Here is a 25,022-nt window from a genome sequence, read left to right as displayed (position 1 = left end):
GTCATCTACACCTCCGGCTCGACCGGTCGCCCCAAGGGCGTGGCCGTGGCCCACGCCTCCGTCCTGCAATACCTGGACTGGGCCCTGGACATCTATCCGGCGCTGCGCGGCACCGCGCTGCTGCACTCGCCGATCTCCTTCGACCTGACGGTGACCGCGCTGTTCGGGCCGCTGCTCTCCGGTGGCCGCCTGCACGTGGCCGGAATGGAGGAGGACCGGCAGACCGTCGAGGCGCTTGACGCCGCCCCGCTGTCGTTCCTGAAGGTGACGCCCACCCACCTGCGGCTGCTCGACGCGCTGCCGCCGGAGTTCTCCCCCGCCGACGACCTGGTGATCGGCGGCGAGGCCCTGACCGACGCCGCGCTCGCCAACTGGCGTGCCCGCAACCCGCGGACCACCGTGCACAACGAGTACGGCCCCACCGAGACCACGGTCGGCTGCAGCGTCCACCGGATCGCGCCGGGCGACGAGGTGCGCCCCGGCGTCGTGACCCTCGGCGGGCCCGCGTGGAACACCCGGATGTATGTGCTGGACGCGCGGCTGCGGCCGGTTCCGGTGGGGGTCCCCGGCGAGCTGTACATCGCGGGCGGGCTGCTGGCCCGCGGCTATCTGTACCGGGCTCCGCTGACGGCCGAGCGGTTCGTCGCCGACCCGTTCGGCACCCCCGGCGAGCGGATGTACCGCACCGGCGACCTGGTGCGCTGGCTCCCCGACGGCCGGCAGGAGTTCGTCGGCCGGGTCGACAACCAGGTCAAGGTGCGCGGCTACCGCATCGAGACCGACGAGATCGAGCGCACCCTGCGGGACCACCCCGAAGTGGACGAGGCCGTGGTGACGGTGCGGGCGGACCACCCGGGGGATCCGCAACTGGTGGCGTACGTGGTGCCCGCACTGGACGGTTCCCGGGAGGCGACCGGCTCCGCCGAGGAGCAGATCGACCAGTGGCAGCAGGTGTACGACCTGATGTACGGGGCCGAGCGGCCGGAGGAGTTCGGCGAGGACTTCAGCGGCTGGGCCAGCAGCTACACCGGCGAGGACATCCCGATCGAGGAGATGCGCGAGTGGCGGGACGCCACCGTGGAACGGATCCGTGCCCTACGGCCCCGCCGGGTGCTGGAAATCGGCGTCGGCAGCGGACTGCTGCTGGCCAAGCTCGCCGGCGACTGCGAAACCTACTGGGGCCTGGACTTCTCCGCCGAGGCCATCGCCGTACTGCGCCGTCAGGTCGCCGCCCGGCCCGAACTGGCCGGCCGGGTCGAGCTGCAGCTACGCGCCGCGCATGAGCTGGACGGGCTGCCCACCGGCTTCTTCGACACCGTCGTCATCAACTCCGTCGCCCAGTACTTCCCCCACGCCGCCTACCTCACCGACCTGCTGCAGTCACTCGCGGACCTCGTGGCCCCCGGGGGCGCGGTGTTCCTCGGCGACCAGCGCAATCTGCGCACCCAGCGCGCCTTCCAGACCGCGATCCGGCTGCGCCAGCGCGCCGAGCACCAGGACGAGGCCGCGGTGTCCCGGGCCGTCGAGCAGACGATCATGATGGAGAAGGAACTCCTGGTCGACCCCGAGTACTTCGCCGCCGTCGCCCGCCACATCCCCGCCTACACGGCCGTGGACGTCCGGGTCAAGCGCGGCCACGGCGACAACGAGCTCACCCGCCACCGCTTCGACGTGGTACTGCGCACCGGCCCGGCGGACCCACACGACCTCGGCACCATCGAGCACCTGCGCTACGGCGTGGACCTCACCGACCTGGCCGACATGGAACGCATGCTGGCCGGGCGCGGCGGCGGGCCGGTGCGCGTGACGGGCATCCCGGACGCCCGGCTGGCCGGGGAACAGGCCGCCCTCCAGTCCCTCGCCGAGGGACGGGAGGTCGCCGAGGTCCTGGAGGCTCTCGGCCACCCCGACGAGCCGGGGGTCGATCCGGAGACACTTCACTCCCTGGCCGAGCGGCACGAGCTGCCCGTCCTGGTCACCTACGCCTCCGGCGCCCCGGGGCGGCTCGACGCCGTCTTCGGCGCCGACGGGCCGGCCCTGACCGAGGTGTACCTTCCCGCCACCCGGCTGGAGCCCGGCGCATACGTCAACAACCCCCTCGGCTCACGCCGGCTGGGCACCCTCGTGGCCGGCCTGCGCGCCCACGCCGAGCGGCTGCTGCCCGCGTACATGGTGCCCGCGGCGATCGTCCCGCTCGACGAGCTGCCCATGACGGTGAACGGCAAGCTCGACCGCCGGGCGCTGCCCGCGCCGGAGTTCACCGGCGGCACCACGTCACGGGCGCCGCGCACCGAGCTGGAGGCCCTGGTCTGCGCCGTGATGGCGGAGGTCCTGGCCCTGCCCACGATCGGCATCGACGACAACTTCTTCGACCTGGGCGGCGACAGCATCATCTCCATCCAGCTCGTCAGCCGTCTGCGGGCCGCCGGTGTGGTCCTCACCGCCCGTGATGTGTTCCGGCACAAGACGGCGGCGGACATGGCGGCCGTCGCCGATACACCCACCGACATCACACCGGAGGGGGCCCCGGCGCCGAGCGCGCCACCGCCGCCCGACGACGGGACGGTCGACCGGTCCCTGGTGTCGCTCTCGGACGACGAACTCTCACTGCTCGAATCTGACTGGAGGTTGCCGGAATGAGCACATCGGCAGTTGAAGCGATCCTGCCGCTCACCCCGCTGCAGGAGGGGCTGCTCTTCCACAGCCTGTACGACGACCGCAGCGTGGACCTCTACACCTCGCAGCTGAGCGTCGAGCTGGAGGGCCGGCTGGACGCCGACGCCCTCCGGGCGGCCGCGGCCACCGTGCTGCGCCGCCACGCCAACCTCCGGACGTCCTTCCAGCACCGCAGCTCCGCCCAGCCCGTGCAGCTGGTGATCCGGGAGGTGCCGGTCCCCTGGGCCGAGCATGACCTCGGCGGGCTGACCGAGGAGGAGCGCGCGGCCGAGGTGGCGCGGCTGACGGAGGAGGACCGCACCCGCCGGTTCGACCTCGCGCGCCCGCCGCTGCTGCGGTTCACCCTGATCCGTCTGGGTGCCGAGCGCTGCCGGCTGCTCTTCACCCACCACCACATCCTGCTGGACGGCTGGTCCATCCCGCTGCTGTTGAGCGAGTTGTTCGCGCTGTACGCGCGCGGCGGCACCAATGACAGCAAACTGCCGCCGGTCCCGCCGTTCCGCGACTACCTCGTCTGGCTGGCCGGGCAGGACCGGCCGGCGGCCGAACAGGCGTGGGCCGAGGCGCTCGACGGCCTGGCCGAGCCGATGGTGGTGCGGCCGGTGGCACCGGACCGCATGGCGGTGCTGCCCGAGCGGGCCACCCTCGACCTGAGCCGTTCGCTGACCACCGCGCTGACCGCACTGGCCCGGCGCCATTCGCTCACCCTCAACACGGTCGTCCAGGGTGTGTGGGCGCTGCTGTTGAGCCGGCTCACCGGGCGCCGCGACGTGGTCTTCGGCACCACCGTCTCCGGCCGCCCGCCGGAGCTGCCGGGTGTGGAGAACATGGTCGGCCTGTTCCTCAACACCCTGCCGGTGCGGGTGCGCATCGATCCCGGCGAGCCCGTCCTGGACATGCTGGTACGGGTCCAGGCCGAGCAGACGGAGCTGCTGCCGCACCAGCACCTGGGGCTCGCCGCGATCCAGCGGCTGGCGGGCGGGGCCGAGCTGTTCGACACCATGACGGTGTTCGAGAGCTTCCCCGTCGACCACAACGCCGAGAGCCTGCCCGGCACCGGGCTGCGTGTCGTGGAATCCGAGGGCACCGACTACAGCCACTATCCGATCGCGCTGATGGTGCTGCCCGGGGAGCGGCTGCATCTGCGGCTGAGCTACCAACCCGACCTGTTCGGCGCCGAGGAGACGGCGGCCCTGCTGGACCGGGCGCGGCGGCTGCTGGAGACCCTGGTGGCCGAGCCGGAGCAGCCGGTCGGGCGTCTCGACCTGCTGGACGCGGCCGAGCGGCAGCGGCTGCTGGTGCGGTTCAACGACACCGGCCGACCCGTCGAACCGGCCACCCTCGCCCAGCTCTTCGAGGCCCAGGCCGCCCGCGCACCGGAGGCCGTCGCCGTCGAGTACGAGTCGACCACCGTCACCTACGGGGAGCTGGACGCGCGGGCCAATCAGCTGGCCCGCCAGCTGGCCGCCCGCGGCATCGGGCCGGAGCGGGTCGTGGCGCTGGCGCTGCCGCGCGGCATTCCGTTCGTGCTGTCGGTGCTCGCGGTGGCCAAGGCCGGGGCCGCGTACCTGCCGGTCGATCTGCGCTACCCGCGGGAACGCATCGCCTTCCTCCTCGACGACGCGCGGCCCGCTGCGGTGCTCACCACCAACGACGCCACCCGGTTGCTGCCCGCCACCGGCGCCGCCGAGGTGCTGCCGCTGGACGACCCGCGGCTGGGCGCCGCGCTGGCGGACACCGCGCGCACCCCGCTGACCGAGCAGGAGCGCACCGCTCCCGCGCACCCGCTGCACCCGGCCTACGTCATCTACACCTCCGGCTCCACCGGGCGCCCGAAGGGCGTCGTGGTGAGCCACCTGGGTCTGGCCAACGCCGTCGCGGTACAGCGCCGTAAGCACCGGGTGGGGCCGGGCGACCGGGTACTGCAGTTCGTCTCCCCCAGCTTCGACGCCTCGTTCTGGGAGCTGTCCAAGGCTCTGTTCACCGGCGCCACCCTGGTGTGCGCGCCCGAGGAGCGCCTCGCGCCGGGCCCCGACCTGGCCACGCTGCTCGACGAGCGACGGATCACCCATCTGATGATCCCGCCGTCGCCGCTGTCGATGATGCCGGCCGGCAGCCTCGGCACGGTGCGCGGGCTGATGGTGGGCGGCGAGGCGTGCTCGGCCGAACTGGTCTCCGCCTGGGCGCCCGGACGCCACATGGTCAACGCGTACGGGCCGACCGAGGCCACGGTCGCCGCCACCATGACCGACGGACTCACCCCGCAGGGCGCCGCGCCGTCCATCGGCGCACCGCTGGACAACATGCGTGGCTATGTGCTGGACCAGGCGCTGCGGCCGGTGCCGGTGGGCTCGGTGGGCGAGCTGTATCTGAGCGGGGTGGGGCTCGCCCGCGGCTATCTGGGGCGGGCGGCGCTGACCGCGGAGCGGTTCGTGGCCGATCCGTTCGGCGCGGCCGGGGAGCGCATGTACCGCACCGGCGACCTGGTGTCCTGGACCGACTCCGGGGAGCTGACGTTCGCCGGGCGGGCCGACGACCAGGTCAAGATCCGCGGCTTCCGCATCGAGACCGGTGAGATCGAGGCCGCCCTGCGCGGCCACGCCGCGGTGCGGCAGGCGGTCGTCACCGTCCGCGAGGACCGCCCCGGCGACCGCCGCCTGGTGGCATACGTGGTGGTGGAGGGGGCCGGTGCGGACGAGGTGCGCGAGCACGTCGCGGAGCGGCTGCCCGGCTATATGGTGCCCGCCGCCTTCGTCGTCCTCGACGAGCTTCCGCTGACCCGCAGCGGCAAGGTGGCCAGGGCCGCGCTGCCGGCGCCGGCGGCGCAGGGCACCCGGCGCGCGCCCTCGACCCCTGAGCAGGAGATCGTCTGCGGTCTGTACGCCGATGTCCTCGGCGCACCCGAGGTCGGTGCCGACGACGACTTCTTCCAGCTGGGCGGGCATTCGCTGCTCGCGATCCGGCTGGCCGGGCGGATCCGCTCGGCCTTCGGGGTGGACGTGCCGATCCGCGTCATCTTCGAGGCACCCTCGGTCGAGGCGCTGACCGCCCGGATCACGGCCGCGCTGCCGCAGGGTGACGCGGCGTCCGCGGCCGGGGCCCGCACGGTGGAGGTCTCCCGCGCGGACCGCCGGCTGTGGTTCATCAACCGCTTCGAGGAGCACCGGGCCGCCACCCACAACGTGCCGTTCGCCGTGCGGCTGACCGGCGACCTCGACCAGGATGCGCTGCGCGGCGCGCTGCACGATGTGCTGGCCCGGCACGAGGCGCTGCGTACGGTCTTCCCCGAGCGGGACGGCGAGCCGAGCGGTACGGTGCTGCCGCCGTCGAGCGTGCGCGTCCCGCTCACGGTGGCCGACTTCGACGAGGCGGCGGTGGCCGCCGAGGTGGCCGGCGGATTCGACCTGGCCACCCGGCTGCCGGTGCGGTTCGCGCTGTTCCCCGTCAGCGACCGCGAGGCCGTCCTGGTGACGGTGGTGCACCGGATCGCCGGCGACGACTGGGCGGGCGGACGGCTGCTGCGCGACCTGGCGTCCGCCTACCGGGCCCGGACCGGCGGCGAACCGGTGCGCTGGGAGGCGGAGCCGGAGCCGGACCGGGCCCGGGACGAGGAGGCCCTCGCCTGGTGGGCCGGACACCTGGCGGGCGCGCCCGAGGAGCTGCCGCTGGCCACCGACCGGCCGCGCCCGGCCGTGGACGCCCAGCCCTCGCACGCCGTGCCCGTCCGGCTGGGCGCCGCGGCACGCGAGCGCCTCGGCGCGCTCGCCGAGCGGGCCGGCACCGACCTGGAGACGGTGCTGCGCGCCGCGTTCGCCCTGGTGCTCGGCGGCCTCGGGGCCGGCCATGACGTGCCCGTCGCCACCCTGTCCCACCCCGCCGGGGAGACCGGCCCCGCGACCTTCGGGGCACAGCTGTCCGTGCTGCGCGTCGACACCTCCGGTGATCCGACGGTGGCCGACCTGCTCACCCGCGTCGGCAAGGCGGCCGCCGAGGCCCGGCGCCACCCGGTCCCGTTCGAGCGACTGTTGCGCCGTCTGGAGCCGGATCTGATCGCCTCGCGCCATCCGCTGGCGCAGGTCGCCGTGACCGTACGGAGCGGTGGGGACACCGCGCGGTGGCCCGGTCTGGTGGTGCGCCCGGACGACGCGGCCCTGGGCGTGGAGAAGTTCGACCTGGCGGTGGTCCTGGCCGATGAGCCCGGCAGCCAGGAGCTCACCGGGCGGCTGCACTACCGCTCATCGCTGTTCGACGCGGAGTCCGTGGCGCGGCTGTGGGAGCGCATGACATCGGTGCTCACCCAGCTCGCCGACGCGCCCGGCGGGCGGCTGTCGCGGCTGCGGCTGCTGACCGGGGCCGAGCACGCGCGGCTGCTGACCGAGTGGAACGACACCGCCGTCGAGGTGCCCGCCCTGGTGGAGACCGTGCAGCGCCGTTTCGCCGAACAGGCCGCGCGGGTGCCGGACGAGCCGGCCCTGCTGTGGCAGGGCGGGCAGCTGACGTACCAGGAGCTGGACACGGCCGCCAACCGGCTGGCCCATCTGCTGCGCGCCTCGGGCGTGACCGCGGGCTCCCGGGTGGCCGTGCTGCAGCGCCGCTCGCCGGATCTCGTCGTGTCGCTGCTGGCCGTGCTGAAGGCCGGAGGGACCTACGTACCGCTGGACGCACGGGCACCGCTGGCCCGCACGACCCTCATCGTCGCCGAGACGGGCGCCGCGGTGGTGCTGACCGACACCGCGTCGGTCTCCGAGGCACCCCCGGCCGGCGGTCCGGTCATCGTCGTGGACGACGAGCCGCGGCTGGCCGAACAGCCGGCCGAGGACCCACAAGTCGCGGGCCATCCGCAGCAGCTCGCGTACATCATGTACACCTCCGGCTCCACCGGTCGCGCCAAGGGTGTCGCCGTCACCCACCGTGACCTGCTGGCGTTCGCGCTCGACCGCTGCTTCGCCGGGGACGCCCACCACCGGGTGCTGCTGCACGCCCCGCACGCCTTCGACGCCTCCAACTACGAGCTGTGGATGCCGCTGCTGAGGGGCCGTCAGGTGGTGCTCGCTCCGCCGGAGGACCTGGACGTGGCGTCCCTCGGGCGGCTCCTGAGCGAGTACCGGGTGACGGCGCTGCATCTGACGGCAGGGCTGTTCCGGCTGGTGGTGGACGAGGACCTGGAGTGCCTGGCGCCGGTGCGCGAACTGCTCGCGGGCGGCGACGTGGTGCCCGCCGCCTCGGTCGCCCGGCTGCTGGACCGCTTCCCCGGCATGGTGTTCAAGGACACCTACGGTCCGACCGAGACCACCAGCTTCGCCGCCTTCCACCGGATGGACGCCGCCACCCCACCCGTCGGCACCGTGCCGATCGGCGGCCCGATGGACAACATGCGCGTCTATGTGCTGGACAGCATGGTGCGGCCGGTGCCGGCCGGGGTCACCGGCGAGCTGTACATCGCCGGTGAGGGGCTCGCCCGCGGCTACTGGGACCGGCCGGGGCTGACCGCCGCGTCCTTCGTGGCCGACCCGTTCGGCCCGCCGGGCTCCCGCATGTACCGGGTCGGCGATCTGGTGCGGTGGACACCCGAGGGCAGACTGCTGTTCGCGGGCCGCGCCGACGACCAGGTCAAGATCCGCGGGTTCCGCATCGAGCTGGGCGAGGTGGAGGCGGCCGTCTCCCGGCTGCCGCGAGTGGCCCAGGCCGCGGTGATCGCACGCCGCGCCGCCGACGGCCCGCAGCGGCTCATCGCCTACCTCGTGCCCGCCGACGGCGCGGCCCTGGACGCCGAGGCGGTGCGCCGCCGGCTGGCCGACGAGTTGCCGGACTACATGGTGCCCTCCGCCGTGGTCACCCTGGACCGGCTTCCGCTCACCGCCAATGGGAAGGTCGACCGCGCGGCGCTGCCCGCGCCCGAGGTCGCCGTCTCCGGCCGGGCCGCCCGTACCCCGCGCGAGGAGCAGCTGGTGAGGTTGTTCGCCGACCTCCTGGGGCGGCCGGACGTGGGCGTCGACGACAGCTTCTTCGCCCTGGGCGGCGACTCGCTGCTCGCCACCCGCCTGGTCAGCCGGGTCCGGGCCGCCTTCGGTGTGGAGCTGCCCATCCGGGCGGTGTTCGACGCGCCGACGGCCGAGGCGCTCGCCGCCCGGCTGGACGACGCCCGCGCCGGGCGCAGCGCGCTGCGGGCGATGGAGCGGCCGGAGCACATCCCGCTGTCGTTCGCCCAGCGGCGGCTGTGGTTCATCAACCGGTTCGACGGCCAGAGCGCCACGTACAACATGCCGATCTCGATCCGGCTGCGGGGCCCGCTCGACCAGGCCGCGCTCGCCGACGCGCTCGGCGATCTCGTCGGCCGGCACGAGAGCCTGCGGACGGTGTACCCCGAGCGGGACGGCGTGCCCTACCAGCGGATCCTGCCCGCGCAAGAGGCGCGGCCCGACCTGACGGTGGTGGAGGCCGGCCCCGGGGACGTGGACGAACGGCTGGAGGCCGAGGTCCGCCGCGGTATCGACCTGACAGCCGAGGTGCCGCTGCGGGTGTCGCTGTTCCGCCTGGCGGAGGAGGACCACGTCCTGCTGTTCGTGCTGCACCACATCGCCGGTGACGGCTGGTCGATGCGACCGCTGGCGACCGACCTGGCCACCGCCTACGCCGCGCGCTGCGACGGGACGGCACCGCGGTGGGAGCCGCTGCCGGTGCAGAACGCCGACTACGCGCTGTGGCAGCAGCAGGTGCTGGGCGACGAGGACGACCCGGACAGCGTCTTCTCGGGGCAGCTGCGCTACTGGCGGGAGCAGCTCGCCGCGCTGCCACAGGAGCTGGCGCTCCCGGTGGACCGTCCGCGCCCGGCGGTCGCGAGCCACCGCGGCATGCCCGTGTACTACCGGCTCGACGCGGAGCTGCACGGGAAGCTGCTGGCGCTCTCCCAGGAGACGGGCGCGAGCCTGTACATGGTGTTGCAGGCCGGTCTCGCCACGATGCTGCACCGGGTCGGTGCGGGCACCGACATCCCGATCGGCAGCGTGATCGCCAACCGCACCGACGAGGCGCTGGACGACATGGTCGGGTTCCTCACCAACATGCTGGTGCTGCGCACCGACACCTCCGGACGCCCGACCTTCCGTCAGCTGGTGGACCGGGTGCGGGAGACCGATCTGAGTGCCTACGGCAACCAGGACGTGCCGTTCGAGCGGCTGGTGGAGGCCGTCAACCCGCCTCGTTCGCTGGCCCGGCACCCGCTGTTCCAGGTGCTGCTGAACCTGCAGAACCTGCCGGACTACGCCAGCGAGATGCGCGGCCTGGAGGTGACCTCGTACGTGGTCAACCTCGGCGCGGCCCGGTTCGACCTGGCCTTCGGCTTCTCCGAGGAGTACGACGCCGACGGCGCTCCCGCCGGGCTCCAGGGCGACATCCAGTACAGCGTCGACCTGTTCGACCAGGCCACGGCGGAGGACTTCGCCGCCTGTCTGGGCCGGGTGCTGCGGTCCGCCGTGGACGACCCGGACCGGACCGTCGGCCACCTGGCGATGCTGCCCGCCGAGCGACGCGACCGGCTGGTGTCGGGGTACGCGGCGGGCCCCGCCGTGCAGGTGCCTGCGGCGCCCCTGCCGGAGCTGTTCGCCGCCCAGGCGGCGCGCACCCCGGAAGCGCCCGCGGTGGTGCGCGGCCCGCTCACGCTGACGTACGCGGAGCTGGCGGCCGCCGCGGGCCGGCTCGCCCGCCACCTGAGGGCGGCCGGCGCCGGGCCCGGCGCGCTGGTCGCGGTCGCGCTGCCCAGGACACCGCTGCTGGTCACCGCCCTGCTCGGGGTGGTGACATCCGGTGCGGCGTATCTGCCGATCGACCCCGGCAACCCGGCCGACCGCATCGCCTTCATGCTCGGCGACGCGGCGCCCGCACTGGTGCTCACCGACACCGCCACCGCGGCCCGGCTCCCGGAGTGCGCCGTGCCCGTGGTCCTGCTGGACGCGCCGGAAACGGCGGAGGTCCTGGCGGCTGCCGACAGCGGACCGATGGCCGACGCGGAGCGCACCCGCCCGTTGTCCATGCTGGACGCGGCGTACATCATCTACACCTCCGGCTCCACCGGGCGGCCCAAGGGCGTGGTGGTCGAGCACCACTCGCTCGCCGACTACCTGGCGCACACCACCGCCGCGTACGCGTCGGCGCGCGGGGTGGCACTGGTGCACTCGCCCGTCTCGTTCGACCTGACCGTCACCGGCCTGTACACACCGCTCCTGGTCGGCGGCTGCGTCAACCTCGCCTCGCTCAGCGAACCCGCGCCGCCGGAGGAGGCCGGGCTGACCGCGGCGCCCGCCACGTTCCTCAAGGCCACCCCGAGCCATCTGCCGCTGCTCAACGCGCTGCCCGACGGCTACTCGCCCTCCGGCGACCTGCTGCTCGGCGGCGAGCCACTGCTCGGCACCAGCCTGCGCGCATGGCGCGAGCGGCACCCGGACGTGACGGTGCGCAATGTGTACGGGCCGACCGAGGCCACCGTGAACTGCGCCGAGTACCGCCTCGCCCCCGGGGCGCGGCTGCCGGACGGGCCGGTGCCGATCGGGCGGCCGCAGGCCAACGCCCGGCTGTATGTGCTGGACGCGGGGCTCGAACCGGTGCCCGAAGGCGTGACCGGGGAGCTGTATCTGGCCGGTGAGGGGCTGGCGCGCGGCTATCTGCACGCGCCGGCGCTGACCGCGGAGCGGTTCGTGGCCGACCCGTACGGCCCGCCCGGCGCCCGGATGTACCGCAGCGGCGACCTGGCCAAGTGGAACCGGGCCGGGGAGCTGGTGTACGTGGGCCGCGGCGACGACCAGGTCAAGCTGCGGGGCTTCCGGATCGAGCTGGGCGAGATCGAGGTGGCGCTTGCCGCGCATCCGGCCGTCGCCGGCGCGACGGTGATCGTGCGCGAGGACCGGCCGGGCGACCAGCGTCTGGTGGCCTATCTCGTCCCGGCGCCCGGCGCCGCGCCCTGCGCGCCCGCCGACCTGGCGGGGCATCTGGCAGGGCGGCTGCCGGAGTACATGGTGCCGCAGGCGTATCTGACGGTGGACGAGCTGCCGCTGACCGCGCACGGCAAGGTGGACCGCGCGGCGCTCCCCGCGCCGGTGGCGGACCGGCGGGACGGGCCGGGCGCGGCCGGTGCGCGCACCCCGCAGGAAGAGCTGCTGTGCCACCTGTTCGCGGACATGCTCGGGGTGCCGGACGTCGGCGTGCACGACAACTTCTTCGATCTGGGCGGGCATTCGCTGCTCGCCACCCGGCTGGTCAGCAGGATCCGCTCGGTCTTCGGGCTGGAGCTGCCGATCCGCGCCGTCTTCGAGGCGCCCACGGTGGCCCGGCTGACCGCGCACCTCACCCAGGCCGGGGCGGGCCGCCGCGCGCTCGCGCCGATGCCGCGCCCGGCCGAGGTACCGCTGTCGTTCGCTCAGCGGCGGCTGTGGTTCCTCAACCGCTTCGACGACGCGGCCGACTCCGCGTACAACCTGCCGATCGCCCTGCGGATGACCGGTGCCCTCGACCGGGACGCGCTCACCGCGGCGCTGGGTGATCTGGTGGCGCGGCACGAGGTGTTCCGCACCGTCTTCCCCGAGTCCGTCGGCGTCCCCGTCCAGCGGGTGCTCCCCGTGGACGGGGCCGCGCCGCGGCCGGACGTCACCGAGACCACCGAGGAGCGGCTGCCCGGGCTGCTGGCGGCCGAGATGCGCGGCGGCTTCGATCTGACCGTCGAGCCCCCGCTCCGGGCCCGGCTGTTCGCCCCGGCCGCGGATACCCATGTGCTCACCCTGACGATGCACCACATCGCGGCCGACGGCTGGTCGCTCGCCCCGCTCATGGCCGACCTGGCGACCGCCTACCGGGCGCGGGCCACCGGCCGCGAGCCCGGCTGGCAGCCGCTGCCCGTGCAGTACGCCGACTACGCGCTGTGGCAGCGCGCGGTGCTCGGCGACGAGGCCGAGCCGGACAGCCCCATCGCCCGGCAGCTGCGCTACTGGGAGGAGACGCTGGCCGGGCTGCCCGACGAGCTGTCCCTGCCCACCGACCGCCCCCGCCCGGCCGTGGCGAGCTACCAGGGCGCGCACGTCCCGGTGGAGATCCCCGCCGAGCTGCACCAGCGGATCGGCGAGCTGGCCCGGTCCCGGCAGGCGAGCGTCTACATGGTGTTGCAGACGGGCCTGGCCGCGCTGCTCTCGCGCCTGGGCTGCGGCACGGACATCCCGATCGGCAGCCTGATCGCCGGACGCACCGACGAGGCCCTGGAGGACCTGGTCGGCTTCTTCGTCAACACCCTGGTGCTGCGCACCGACACCTCCGGAGAGCCGACCTTCGCCGAGCTGCTGGACCGGGTGCGCGCGACCGACCTGGCGGCCTACGCCCACCAGGACCTTCCGTTCGAGCGCCTGGTGGAGGCGGTCAACCCGGGCCGCTCGATGGCCCGCCACCCGCTGTTCCAGGTGGCGCTCAACCTGCAGAACGCCGCGCGGGCGGACTGGAGCCTGGGCCTGCCGGGGCTGACGGTCGAGCCGGAGGGCTTCACGCTGGAGACGGAGAAGTTCGACCTGTCCTTCACCTTCACGGAGCACCACGCCGCGGATGGCACACCGGCCGGTATCACCGGCACGGTCGGCTACGCCGTCGACCTGTTCGACGGCGAGCGGGTGGCCGGTCTGACGGCCCGCCTGGTGCGGCTGCTCTCCGCGGCCATCGCCGCGCCCGACGAGGCGGTCGCGGAGCTGGAGCTGCTCGACCCCGAAGAGCGGTCGGCGCTGCGCACGGCGGGCACCGGGCCACGGCGCACGGTCCCCGCCGACGGTGTCGACGCGCTGCTCGCCCGGCGCGCCGCGGCCACCCCCAGCGCTCTCGCGGTGCGCGGCCCCGACGGGTCGCTGACCTACGGCGAACTGGACGCCGCCGTGACCCGGCTGGCCCGGCGCCTGATCGAGCGCGGCGCGGCGCCCGGCAGCCTGATCGCCGTGGCCCTGCCGCGCGGCACCGGCATGCTGGTGGCGCTCCTTGCGGTCCTGCGCTCGGGCGCGGCGTATCTGCCGCTGGACCCCGCGCACCCCGCGGAGCGGCTGGCCGCCACCCTCGCCGACGCACGTCCGCTGCTCGCCCTCGCCACCCGCACCACCGCCGCGGCCCTGCCCGAGGGCACGAGCCTGGAACTGCTGGACGACGTCGAGCCGCACCGCGGACCCGATGCGCCGGCGCGGCCGTGGGCCGACGGCGAGCGGGCCGCGCCGGTGCATCCGGAGCACCCCGCGTACGTCATCCACACCTCGGGATCGACCGGACGGCCCAAGGGGGTGGTGGTGCCGCGGCGCGCGCTGGCCAACTTCCTGGGCGACATGGCCGAGCGGTTCCCGCTGGGGGCCGCCGACCGGCTGCTGGCCGTCACCACGGTGTCGTTCGACATCGCCGCGCTGGAGCTGTACCTCCCGCTGGTGAGCGGCGCCGCGGTGGTCATCGCCGACCGCGACACGGTGCGCGACCCGGCGGCGCTGCTGCGGCTGGCCGACGAGGCGGGCGCGACCGTTCTGCAGGGGACGCCGTCCCTGTGGCAGGCCCTGGTCGCCCACGCCCCTGACGCGCCGCGGGGCCTGCGCGCCCTGGCCGGCGGTGAGGCGCTGCCGCGCGAACTGGCGGACCGGATCACCGGGGCCGGCGCGGAGCTGACCAACCTGTACGGGCCGACGGAGACCACCATCTGGTCCACGACCGCGGCGCTCGGCGCCCGCCCGGGCGCCCCGGCCATCGGCGCCCCGATCGCCAACACCACCGTCCATGTCCTCGACGGGCGGCTGCGGCCGGTCCCGGCCGGGGTCGCGGGCGAGCTGTACATCGGCGGCTCGGGGCTGGCCCACGGCTATCTGGGGCGGCCCGGCCTGTCGGCGGAACGCTTCGTGGCCGACCCGTACGGCGCGGCGGGCACCCGGATGTACCGCACCGGGGACCTCGCCCGGTGGGGCTCCGACGGATGCCTGGAGTACCTGAGCCGGGTCGACCACCAGGTGAAGCTGCGCGGGTTCCGCATCGAACCCGCAGAGATCGAGGCGGCGCTGACCCGCCATCAGGACGTCGCCCAAGCGGCGGTGCTGTTGCGCGAGGACAGACCGGGCGACCAGCGGCTCGTCGGATACGTCGTGCCGGCGCCCGGCCGGGCGGCCGACACCGGGGCGCTGCGCGCGCATCTCGCGGCGTCTCTGCCCGAGTACATGGTCCCCGCCGCGATCGTCCCGCTCGACGCGCTGCCCGTGACGCCCAACGGCAAGCTCGACCGGCACGCCCTGCCGGAACCGGCGGCCACCGCCCAAGGCGCCCAGGGCGGCGCCCCGCGCTCCCCGCGCGAGGAGATCATGTGCGGGCTGTTCGCCCAGACCCTCGGCATGGACGCCTTCCCGGTCCATGACAGCTTCTTCGAGTCCGGTGGCCATTCGCTGCTGGCGACGCGGCTGATGAGCCGGGTGCGCACGGTCTTCGGCGTCGAACTGCCGATCCGCGCCCTGTTCGAGCACCCCACCGCGGCCGGGCTGGTCGGCCGGCTCGACGGCGCCGACCAGGCGCGCCCCGCGCTGCGCCCGCTGCCCCGCCCGGAAGTGCTGCCGCTGTCGTTCGCCCAGCGCCGGATGTGGCTGCTGCACCGTCTGGAGGGGCCGAGCCCGACGTACAACATGCCGTTCGTGGTGCGGCTCTCCGGCGACCTGGACCGGGACGCGCTGCGGACCGCGCTGGACGACGTCCTCGACCGGCACGAGAGCCTGCGCACCTTCTTCCCCGAGGTCGACGGCGTGCCCAGTCAGCAGATCCTGACCGGGGATGACGCCCGGGTGGAGATCGCCGCGCGCCAGGTGACGCCGTCCGAGGTGGAGGCCGCGACGGCCGAGGCGGTCCGGGTCCGGTTCGACCTGACCGCCGGCCTGCCGGTGGCCGCGTCCCTGCTCTCCCTGTCGCCCACCGAGCACGTCTTCGTGCTGGTCGTCCACCACATCGCGGGCGACGGCTGGTCGATCGGCCCGCTGGCCGGGGACGTGGCCCGGGCGTACGCGGCCCGCTGCGCCGGGCGGGCGCCCGACTGGGAGCCGCTGCCGGTGAGTTACGCGGACTACGCGCTGTGGCAGCGGGAGCTGCTGGGCGAGGAGTCCGATCCGGACAGCCTGTTCGCGGCGCAGGTCGGCCACTGGGAGCGGGCCCTGGCGGACCTGCCCGACCAGCTGAATCTGCCCACCGACCGGCCGCGCCGGGCGGTGGCCGGCTTCGAGGGCGGACGGCTGGGCATCCGGCTGCCGGCACCGCTGCACACCGCGATCCGGGCGCTGGCCCGGCAGCAGGGTGCGAGCGCCTTCATGGTGATGCAGGCCGCGGTGGCGGCGCTGCTGAACAAGCTCGGCGCGGGCACGGACATTCCGCTGGGCAGCCCCATCGCGGGCCGCACCGACGAGGCGCTGGACAAGCTGGTCGGCTTCTTCGTCAACACCCTGGTGCTGCGCAACGACCTCACCGGCAACCCCTCGTTCGCCGAGCTGGTCGGCCGCGCCCGGGAGACGGCGCTGGCCGCGTACGCCCACCAGGACGTGCCGTTCGACCACCTGGTGGAGGTGTTGCGGCCGGACCGCTCCGCGGCACACCAGCCGCTGTTCCAGGTGATGCTGGCCCTGCAGAACGCCACGGCGGCCGCGGACCTCGAGCTGCCCGGGCTCACCGTCACGGCCGCGGACGGCTTCACCGGCGCCTCCCGTTTCGACCTGTTCTTCAGCTTTGCCGAGCAGTTCGACGACGACAGCGGCGCGCCGGAGGGCATGGACGGGTTCGTCGAGTACAGCACCGACCTCTTCGACGCCGCCACGGTCGCCGGGCTGCTGGAGCGCCTCGAGCGGCTGCTGACCGCCGTGACCGCGGATCCGGGGCGTCCGGTCTCCTCGATCGATCTGCTGGGCGAGGAGGAGCGGGAGACCGTGGTGCGGCGGTGGAACGACACCGCCACCAACGCCGTGCCGGACAGTGTGACCGGGCGGTTCGCCGCCCAGGTGGCGCGCACGCCGGACGCGGTGGCCGTCGCCGCGGGCGAGCGGCGGCTGACCTACCGGGAGCTGGACGAGGCGTCCGACCGTCTCGCGCGGCGCCTGGTCGCACTCGGGGTCGCCCCCGAGGACCGGGTCGCCCTGTTCCAGGAGCGCTCGCCCGGGCTCGTGGTGTCGATCCTCGCGGTGCTCAAGTCCGGCGCCGCGTATGTGCCGATCGATCCGCGCTACCCGGCCTCCCGGCGCGGCCACATCATGGCGGCCAGTCAGGTCTCGGTACTGCTCACCGACCTGGCCTCGCCCGCGCCGGAGTGCGCGCACGACGCCACCGTCCTCGTGGTGGACGCCCCGGCACCGGCCGACGGGCAGGACGCACCGCTCCCGGCGCCCGTGCGCCCCGAGCAGCTGGCGTACGTGATGTACACCTCCGGTTCGACCGGGGTGCCGAAGGGCGTGGCGATCACGCACGCCGACGTCACGGCACTCGCGGCGGACCGGGCGTTCGCCTCGGGCGCGCACCGCCGGGTGCTGCTGCACTCGCCGCAGGCGTTCGACGCCGCCACGTACGAGCTGTGGGTGCCGCTGCTGAACGGCGGCCAGGTGGTGGTGGCCCCGCCGGGTGACCTGGACCTTCCGACGCTGGAGCGGGTCGTCGCCGAGCACGCGGTCACCGGGCTGTGGATGACCGCCGGGCTGTTCCGGCTCACCGCCGAGGAGGCCCCGTCCTGTTTCGCGGGCGTGGCCGAGGTGTGGACCGGCGGCGACGTGGTGCCCGCGGAGGCGGTGCGGCGGGTCATGGCGGCCTGCCCGGGGACCGTGGTCGTGGACGGCTACGGCCCGACCGAGACCACCACCTTCGCCACCCGCTTCCGGGTGCCGGACCCCGATAACGTCCCCGCCCGGATCCCCATCGGACGGCCGCTGGACAACATGCGCGTCCACGTTCTGGACGACGGGCTGTGCCCGGTCCCGCCCGGCGTCCCGGGCGAGCTCTACATCGCGGGCGCCGGACTGGCACGCGGCTACCTGGGACGGCCGGAGCTGACGTCCGAGCGGTTCGTGGCCGATCCGTACGGCCCGGCGGGCGGCCGGATGTACCGGACGGGCGACCTGGTGCGGTGGAACGCCGGGGGCGCCGTGGAGTTCCTCAGCCGCGCCGACGACCAGGTCAAGATCCGCGGCTTCCGGATCGAACCGGGCGAGATCGAAGCGACGTTCGCCGGCCACCCGGACGTCGCCCAGGCGGCCGTCGTGGTGCGCGAGGACCGCCCCGGCGACCACCAGCTGGTGGCGTATGTGGTGCCGGGCGCCGACGGCACCGCGGAGGCGACCGGCTCCGCCGAGGAGCAGATCGACCAGTGGCAGGAGCTGTACGCGCAGATGTACGGCGCGGAGCGGCCGGAGGAGTTCGGCGAGGACTTCAGCGGCTGGGCCAGCAGCTACACCGGCGAGGACATCCCGATCGAGGAGATGCGCGAGTGGCGGGACGCCACCGTGGAACGGATCCGTGCCCTACGGCCCCGCCGGGTGCTGGAAATCGGCGTCGGCAGCGGACTGCTGCTGGCCAAGCTCGCCGACGACTGCGAAACCTACTGGGGCCTGGACTTCTCCGCCGAGGCCATCGCCGTACTGCGCCGTCAGGTCGCCGCCCGGCCCGAACTGGCCGGCCGGGTCGAGCTGCAGCTACGCGCCGCGCATGAGCTGGACGGGCTGCCCACCGGCTTCTTCGACACCGTCGTCATCAACTCCGTCGCCCAGTACTTCCCCCACGCCGCCTACCTCACCGACCTGCTGCAGTCACTCGCGGACCTCGTGGCCCCCGGCGGTGCGGTGTTCCTCGGCGACCAGCGCAATCTGCGCACCCAGCGCGCCTTCCAGACCGCGATCCGGCTGCGCCAGCGCGCCGAGCACCAGGACGAGGCCGCGGTGTCCCGGGCCGTCGAGCAGACGATCATGATGGAGAAGGAACTCCTGGTCGACCCCGAGTACTTCGCCGCCGTCGCCCGCCACATCCCCGCCTACACGGCCGTGGACGTCCGGGTCAAGCGCGGCCACGGCGACAACGAGCTCACCCGCCACCGCTTCGACGTGGTACTGCGCACCGGCCCGGCGGACCCACACGACCTCGGCACCATCGAGCACCTGCGCTACGGCGTGGACCTCACCGACCTGGCCGACATGGAACGCATGCTGGCCGGGCGCGGCGGCGGGCCGGTGCGCGTGACGGGCATCCCGGACGCCCGGCTGGCCGGGGAACAGGCCGCCCTCCAGTCCCTCGCCGAGGGACGCCAGGTCGCCGAGGCCGTGGACGCCCTCCACCGCCCCGCCGAGCCGGGCATCGATCCGGAGGCGCTGTATGCCCTCGGCGACCGCCTCGGGCCGGCCGTGCTCGTCACGTACGCCCCGGGCGCACCCGGGCGGCTGGACGCGGTCTTCGGCGCCGACGGGCCCCTGCTGACCGACGTGTACCTGCCCGCCACCCGCCTGGAGCCCGCGGCGCACGTCAACAACCCACTCGGATCACGGCAGTTGGGCACCCTGGTGGCCGACCTGCGCGGCTACGCCGAGCAGCGGCTGCCCGCGTACATGGTGCCCGCCGCGATCGTCCCCCTCGACGCCCTGCCGACCACCGTCAACGGCAAGCTCGACCGACGTGCCCTGCCCGCGCCCGACTTCTCCGCCGCGGCCACCTCGCGGGCGCCGCGCACCGAGCGGGAGGTGCGGCTGTGCGCGGTGATGGCCGAGGTGCTGGCCCTGCCCTCCATCGGCATCGACGACAACTTCTTCGACCTGGGCGGCGACAGCATCATGTCGATCCAACTGGTCAGCCGCGCCCGGCGGGCCGGGCTGCTGATCGGCACGCGCGATGTGTTCCAGTACCCGACCGTCGCGGAGCTGGCCGGGGCGGTCCGCCTCGACGACGCCGCCGCGGACGGGGCCGACGAGCCGGACACCGGTGAGGTGCCGCTGCTGCCCATCGTGTACTGGCTGCGCGAGCGGGGCGGCCCCATCGAGGGCTTCCACCAGTCCCGCGTCGTCCCGCTGCCCGCGGGGGCCACCCGCGAGCCGCTGGTGCGGGCGCTGGAGGCACTGCTGGAGCACCATGCGGCGCTGCGCATGCGGCTGCACCGGGACGAGGAGCGGTGGCGCCTGGAGATCCCACAGCTCCCGGCGGCCGGCGCGGAGAAGCTGCTGGAGCGCGTGGACGTGGCGGGCCTGGACGTGGCGGCGCTGGAGGCCGCGGTCACCGCGCACCGCGAGACGGCGGCGGCCCAACTCGCCCCGGACGACGGGGTGATGGTGCGGGCCGTGTGGTTCGACCCGGGCCCCGACCACGGCGGGCACCTGCTGCTCCTGGTGCACCACCTGGCCGTCGACGGAGTCTCGTGGCGGGTGCTGGTGCCCGACCTGGCCGAGGCGTACGAGGCGACGGCCCAGGACCGGGAGATCGCCCTCCAGCCGGTGGGAACCTCGCTGCGCGGCTGGGCCACCCGGCTGCACCGGCTGGCGGCCGAGCGGCGTGCCGAGACCGGGTTCTGGGAGGAGATGGTGCGCGCACCCGAGCCGACGCTGGGCCACCGCCCGCTCGACCCGGCCCGCGATACCGTCGCCTCGACCCGGTTCACCCACGTCCGGCTGCCCGTGGAGCTGAGCACCGCGCTGCTGACGGACGTACCGCGCGCCATCCACGGCGGGGTGGACGACATCCTGCTCACCGCGCTGTCGCTGACCCTGACCCGGTGGCGCGCCGCGCGCCGCGGCGACGCCCGCGACGACGTCCTGGTGGCGGTGGAGAGCCACGGCCGGCACGACATCGTGGACGGCGTCGACCTGACGCGGACCGTCGGCTGGTTCACCGCGATGTACCCGGTGCGGATCGACCTGTCCGGTCTCGGCCCCGCGCGGGTGGGTGGGCCGGCCGCCGAACGGGCCGCGAAGGCGGTGAAGGAGCAGTTGCGGCGGGTCCCCGACCACGGGATCGGCTACGGGCTGCTGCGTTACCTCGACCCGGAGTCCTCCGCCCGCCTCGCGGGCGGCGCCGAACCGCAGGTCGCGTTCAACTACTTCGGCCGGTTCGCGACACCCGGCACCCCGCTGCCGCCGACCGCCACCGAGCCGGTGTACGAGACCGGCCGCTATGACGGCGACACCGACGGGCAGCGGCCGTTCGGCCATCCCCTGGAGATCAACGCACGCGCGGACGACACGGCCGACGGCCCGTCCCTGAGCTGCATGTGGAGCTGGCCGGACGGGCTGTTCACCGACGAGGAGGTCCTCGAGCTGTGCGCGGGCTGGGTCGAGGCGCTCCAAGCGCTGGCCGACCTGGGGCTCCGGCCGGGCGCCGGCGGGCGCACCCCCTCCGATCTGCCGCTCGTCCAGCTCACACAGCGCCAGATCGAGCGGCTCGAAGCCGATCTGCCCGGCCTGGCGGACGTGCTGCCGCTCACCCCGCTGCAGGAGGGGCTGCTCTTCCACGCGCGCTATGACGACGCCGGCCACGACCCGTACACCGTCCAGTTCCTGTGGACGCTGGACGGTCAGGTGGACCGGGACGCGCTACGGGCCGCGGCGCGCACCCTGCTTCGGCGCCACCCCAACCTGCGGGTGGCCTTCCGTCAGGACGACCTGGACCGCCCGGTGCAGGTGGTGGTCGACGACCTGGCGCTGCCCTGGTACGAGCACGATCTGCGGACCTTCGGCGGCGAGGAGCTCGACCGCGAGGTGGAGCGCATCGTCGCGGAGGACCGGGCGCGCCGCTTCGACCCGGGCCGGCCACCGTTGATCCGCTTCACCCTGATCCGGGTGGCCGAGGACGCGTACCGCTTCCTGTTCACCAACCACCACATCCTGCTCGACGGGTGGTCCATGCCGATCCTCCTGGGCGAACTGGTGTCCCTGTACGGGGCGGCGGGCGACGACCGGGCGCTGCCCGTCCCGGCGGACCACCGCGCGTACCTCACCTGGCTCGCCCGGCAGGACCGGGGCGAGGCCGAGGACGCCTGGCGCGAGGCGCTGGCCGGGCTGCAGGAGCCGCTGCTGCTCGCGCCGCGGACCGGCGCCCGGGTGACGGCCGTGCCGTCGCGCCGGGTCGTGGAGGTGGACGCGGAACTGAGCGCGGCGCTGGCCGAGGTGGCGCGCCGTCACGGGCTGACCCTCAACACGCTCGTGCAGGGCGCCTGGGCCACCCTGCTGGGCCGGCTCGCCGGCCGGGACGATGTGGTATTCGGCGCCACCGTCTCCGGGCGGCCACCGGAGGTGCCGGGCATCGAGACGATGGTCGGGCTGTTCATCAACACCCTGCCGGTCCGGGTCCGCCTGGACCAGGCGGAGCCCCTGTCGGCGCTGCTGGAGCGGATCCAGCGGCAGCAGTCGGCGCTGATGCCCTATCCGTATCTGCGCCTGTCCGATGTGCAGCGGCTGGCGGGGCTCGGCGAACTCTTCGATTCGGCCACGGTGTTCGAGAACTACCCGGCCCCGCCGCCGGGCCTGGACACCGAGCCGGGCGAGGTGGACGTCAGCGGAGACGAGACGCGCGAGGCCACCCATTATCCGCTGGCCCTGTGCGCGTCCATGCGCGGGGCAACACTGCGGCTGCGGCTGGACCACCGGCCCGATGTGGTCGACGCGCCGACCGCGGCGGGGCTCGTGGACCAGCTGATGCGCTGGCTGCGGGCGCTGGCCACCGACCCGGACCAGCCGGCCGGCGGGGTCGACCTGCTCGGCCCGGGCCAGCGCGACCAGGTGCTGCGGCGGTTCAACGACACCGCCCGCGTCGTCCCGTCGTCGCGCTGGTCCGAGCTGGTCGCCGAGCAGGCCCGGCGCGCCCCGCGGCGCACCGCCGTGGCCTGCGAACAGGAGCGGCTGAGTTACGCGGAGCTGGACCGGCGCGCGAACCAGCTCGCACGGCTGCTGGCCGAGCGCGGCGCGGGGAAGGGCTCACTGGTCGCTCTGGTACTGGAGCGCACGCCCGATACGGCGGTGGCCGTGCTGGCCGTCGCCCGGGCGGGCGCGGCGTACCTGCCGGTGGACCCGCGCTATCCGGCCGAGCGGTGCGCGTTCATCCTGGACGACGCGCGCCCGGCGCTGATGGTGGCGACCACGGACACGGTCCGCCTGCTGGAGGAGGCCGGCGGGAACCGGCCGGCGCTCGTGCTGGACGACCCCGCGGTACGGGCCGCGTGGGCGGCCCACAGCGACGCACCCCCGGTCCCGGCCGGACCCGCCTCACCCGACGAGGCCGCGTACGTCATCTACACCTCGGGCACGACCGGACGGCCCAAGGGCGTCGTGGTCACCCACCGCGGCATCGGCAATCTGGCAGCGGCGCAGACCGAGCGGTTCGCGATCCAGGCGGACAGCAGCGTGCTGCAGTTCGCCTCACCCAGCTTCGACGCGGCGGTCTCGGAGATCGTCACCGCCCTTACGGCGGGCGCCACCTTGGTGCTGGCCCCGGCGGCCGAGCTGATGCCGGGTCCGGCGCTGGCCGAGGTGATCACCCGGCACGGGGTCACCCACGCCACCATCCCGCCCACCGCCCTGGCCGCGGTGGCACCCGACGGGCTGCCCGGGCTGCGCACCCTGGTGGTCGCGGGCGAGCCCTGCCCGCCCCATCAGGTGGAGCAGTGGGCGCCGAGGCTGCGCATGATCAACGCGTACGGGCCGACCGAGCTGACCGTCTGCGCCACGATGAGCGATCCGCTCACCGCGGGTGCCGCGGTCCCCATCGGCCGGCCCATCGCCGGCACCTCCGCCTACGTGCTGGACGCGCGGCTGCGGCCGGTGCCACCCGGGGTGGCCGGCGAGCTCTACGTCAGCGGGCCCGGCCTGGCCCGCGGCTACCTGGGCCGCGGCGCGCTGACGGCGGAGCGGTTCGTCGCCGACCCGTTCGGCACGCCCGGGGGACGCATGTACCGCACCGGCGACCTGGTCCGCTGGAGCCACGACGGGCAGCTCACCTTCGTCGGCCGGGCCGACGAGCAGCTGAAGGTACGCGGCTTCCGGATCGAGCCCGGCGAGATCGAATCGGTGCTCCTCGGCCACCCGGACGTGGCCCAGGCCGCCGTCGTGCTGCGGGAGTCCGGCCCCGCCGGGCGCCGCCTCACGGCGTACGTGGTGCCGCACGACGGGGGCCGGCTCGACCCGATGGTGCTGCGCAAGCACCTCGCGGGCCACGTGCCCGACTACATGGTGCCCGCGGCGTTCGTCGCCCTGGACACCCTGCCGGTCACCCCGCACGGCAAGTTGGACCGACCGGCCCTCCCCGCGCCGGACACCGCGGGCAGCACCGGCGGCGGCGCGCCCAGGACACCGCGCGAGGAGGTCCTGTGCGGGCTGTTCGCCGAGGCGCTGGGAGTCGGCCGGATCGGGATCGAGGACAACTTCTTCGACCTCGGCGGTGATTCACTGACCGCGGCCGGGCTGGTCAGCAGGGTGAACCTCGCCTTCGGCACCGCGGTGAGCATCACCGCGCTGTTCGACAGCCCCACCGTCGAGGGCCTCGCCGAGCGGCTGACCGCCGGCGACGAGGGCGACCCGCTGGACGTGGTGCTGCCGCTGCGGGGCACCGGCGGCGCCGAGCCGGTGTTCTGCCTGCCGCCGGCGGGCGGGCTGAGCTGGACGTACGCGGGGTTGCTGCGCCACATCGACCCCGAGCACCCGGTGTACGCGCTCCAGGCGCGCGGCCTGGCCCGCGATGAGCCGCTGCCGGAGTCGGTGGCGGCCATGGCCGAGGACTATCTGGAGCAGATCCGGGCCATCCAGCCGCACGGCCCGTACCATCTGCTGGGCTGGTCGCTCGGCGGTGTCCTGGGGCATCTGATCGCCACCCGGCTGCAGGCCGCCGGGGAACACGTCGCGACGCTGGCCATTCTCGACGCCTACCCCGTGGTCAACGCCCATGAGGCGGTCGAGGAGCGGCCCGAGGACGTTCTGCGGCAACTGCTGGCATACCTCGGCCACGACCCGGCGGAACTGGGCGACGGCCCGCTGGACCACGCACGGGCCCGCGCCCTGCTCGACGACGGCGACAGCGCCATCGCCGGGCTGGAGGAACGGCACATCGAGGCCCTGGCGCGGGTGGGCACCAACATCTCCCGCATCACCGCGGACTTCCGCCTGGACCGGTTCCGCGGCGAGGTGCTGGTCTTCCACGCCGCGCAGGGCAAGGAGGGCTCGGCCTACACCCCCGAGTTGTGGGGCCCGTACGTCGACGGGCGCGTGGTCCGGCACGACGTGGCCTGCACCCACAACGACATCACCAAGGCCGCCGCCTGGGCCGTGATCGGCCCGGTGCTCGCCCGGTCCCTGCGCGACGCGCGCACCACCCCGACCCCGTCCGACCGTTGA

Annotated in this window: 2 protein-coding genes (1 of these 2 running past the window's edge); both read left to right on the top strand. The window is 74.5% G+C overall.

What is annotated here, in order from left to right:
* On the top strand, positions 1-2,640 hold the final stretch of the coding sequence (locus tag STRVI_RS46305; RefSeq protein ID WP_014056324.1) for a non-ribosomal peptide synthetase. It extends 14,358 nt beyond the left edge of the window; 2,640 of the gene's 16,998 nt are visible here — the last part of the coding sequence; the start codon falls outside the window, past its left edge; the stop codon is at positions 2,638-2,640.
* A complete protein-coding gene (locus STRVI_RS46300) occupies positions 2,637-25,022 on the top strand; it encodes a non-ribosomal peptide synthase/polyketide synthase (RefSeq protein ID WP_050993662.1) in 22,386 nt (7,461 codons plus the stop codon). The genes STRVI_RS46305 and STRVI_RS46300 overlap by 4 nt, the downstream gene beginning before the upstream one ends.

Origin of the sequence: Streptomyces violaceusniger Tu 4113 (assembly GCF_000147815.2) — a bacterium.
Lineage (GTDB): Bacteria > Actinomycetota > Actinomycetes > Streptomycetales > Streptomycetaceae > Streptomyces > Streptomyces violaceusniger_A.
The sequence above is the reverse complement of the archived record's forward strand: the minus strand, read 5'-3'. Positions and strand labels throughout refer to the sequence as shown.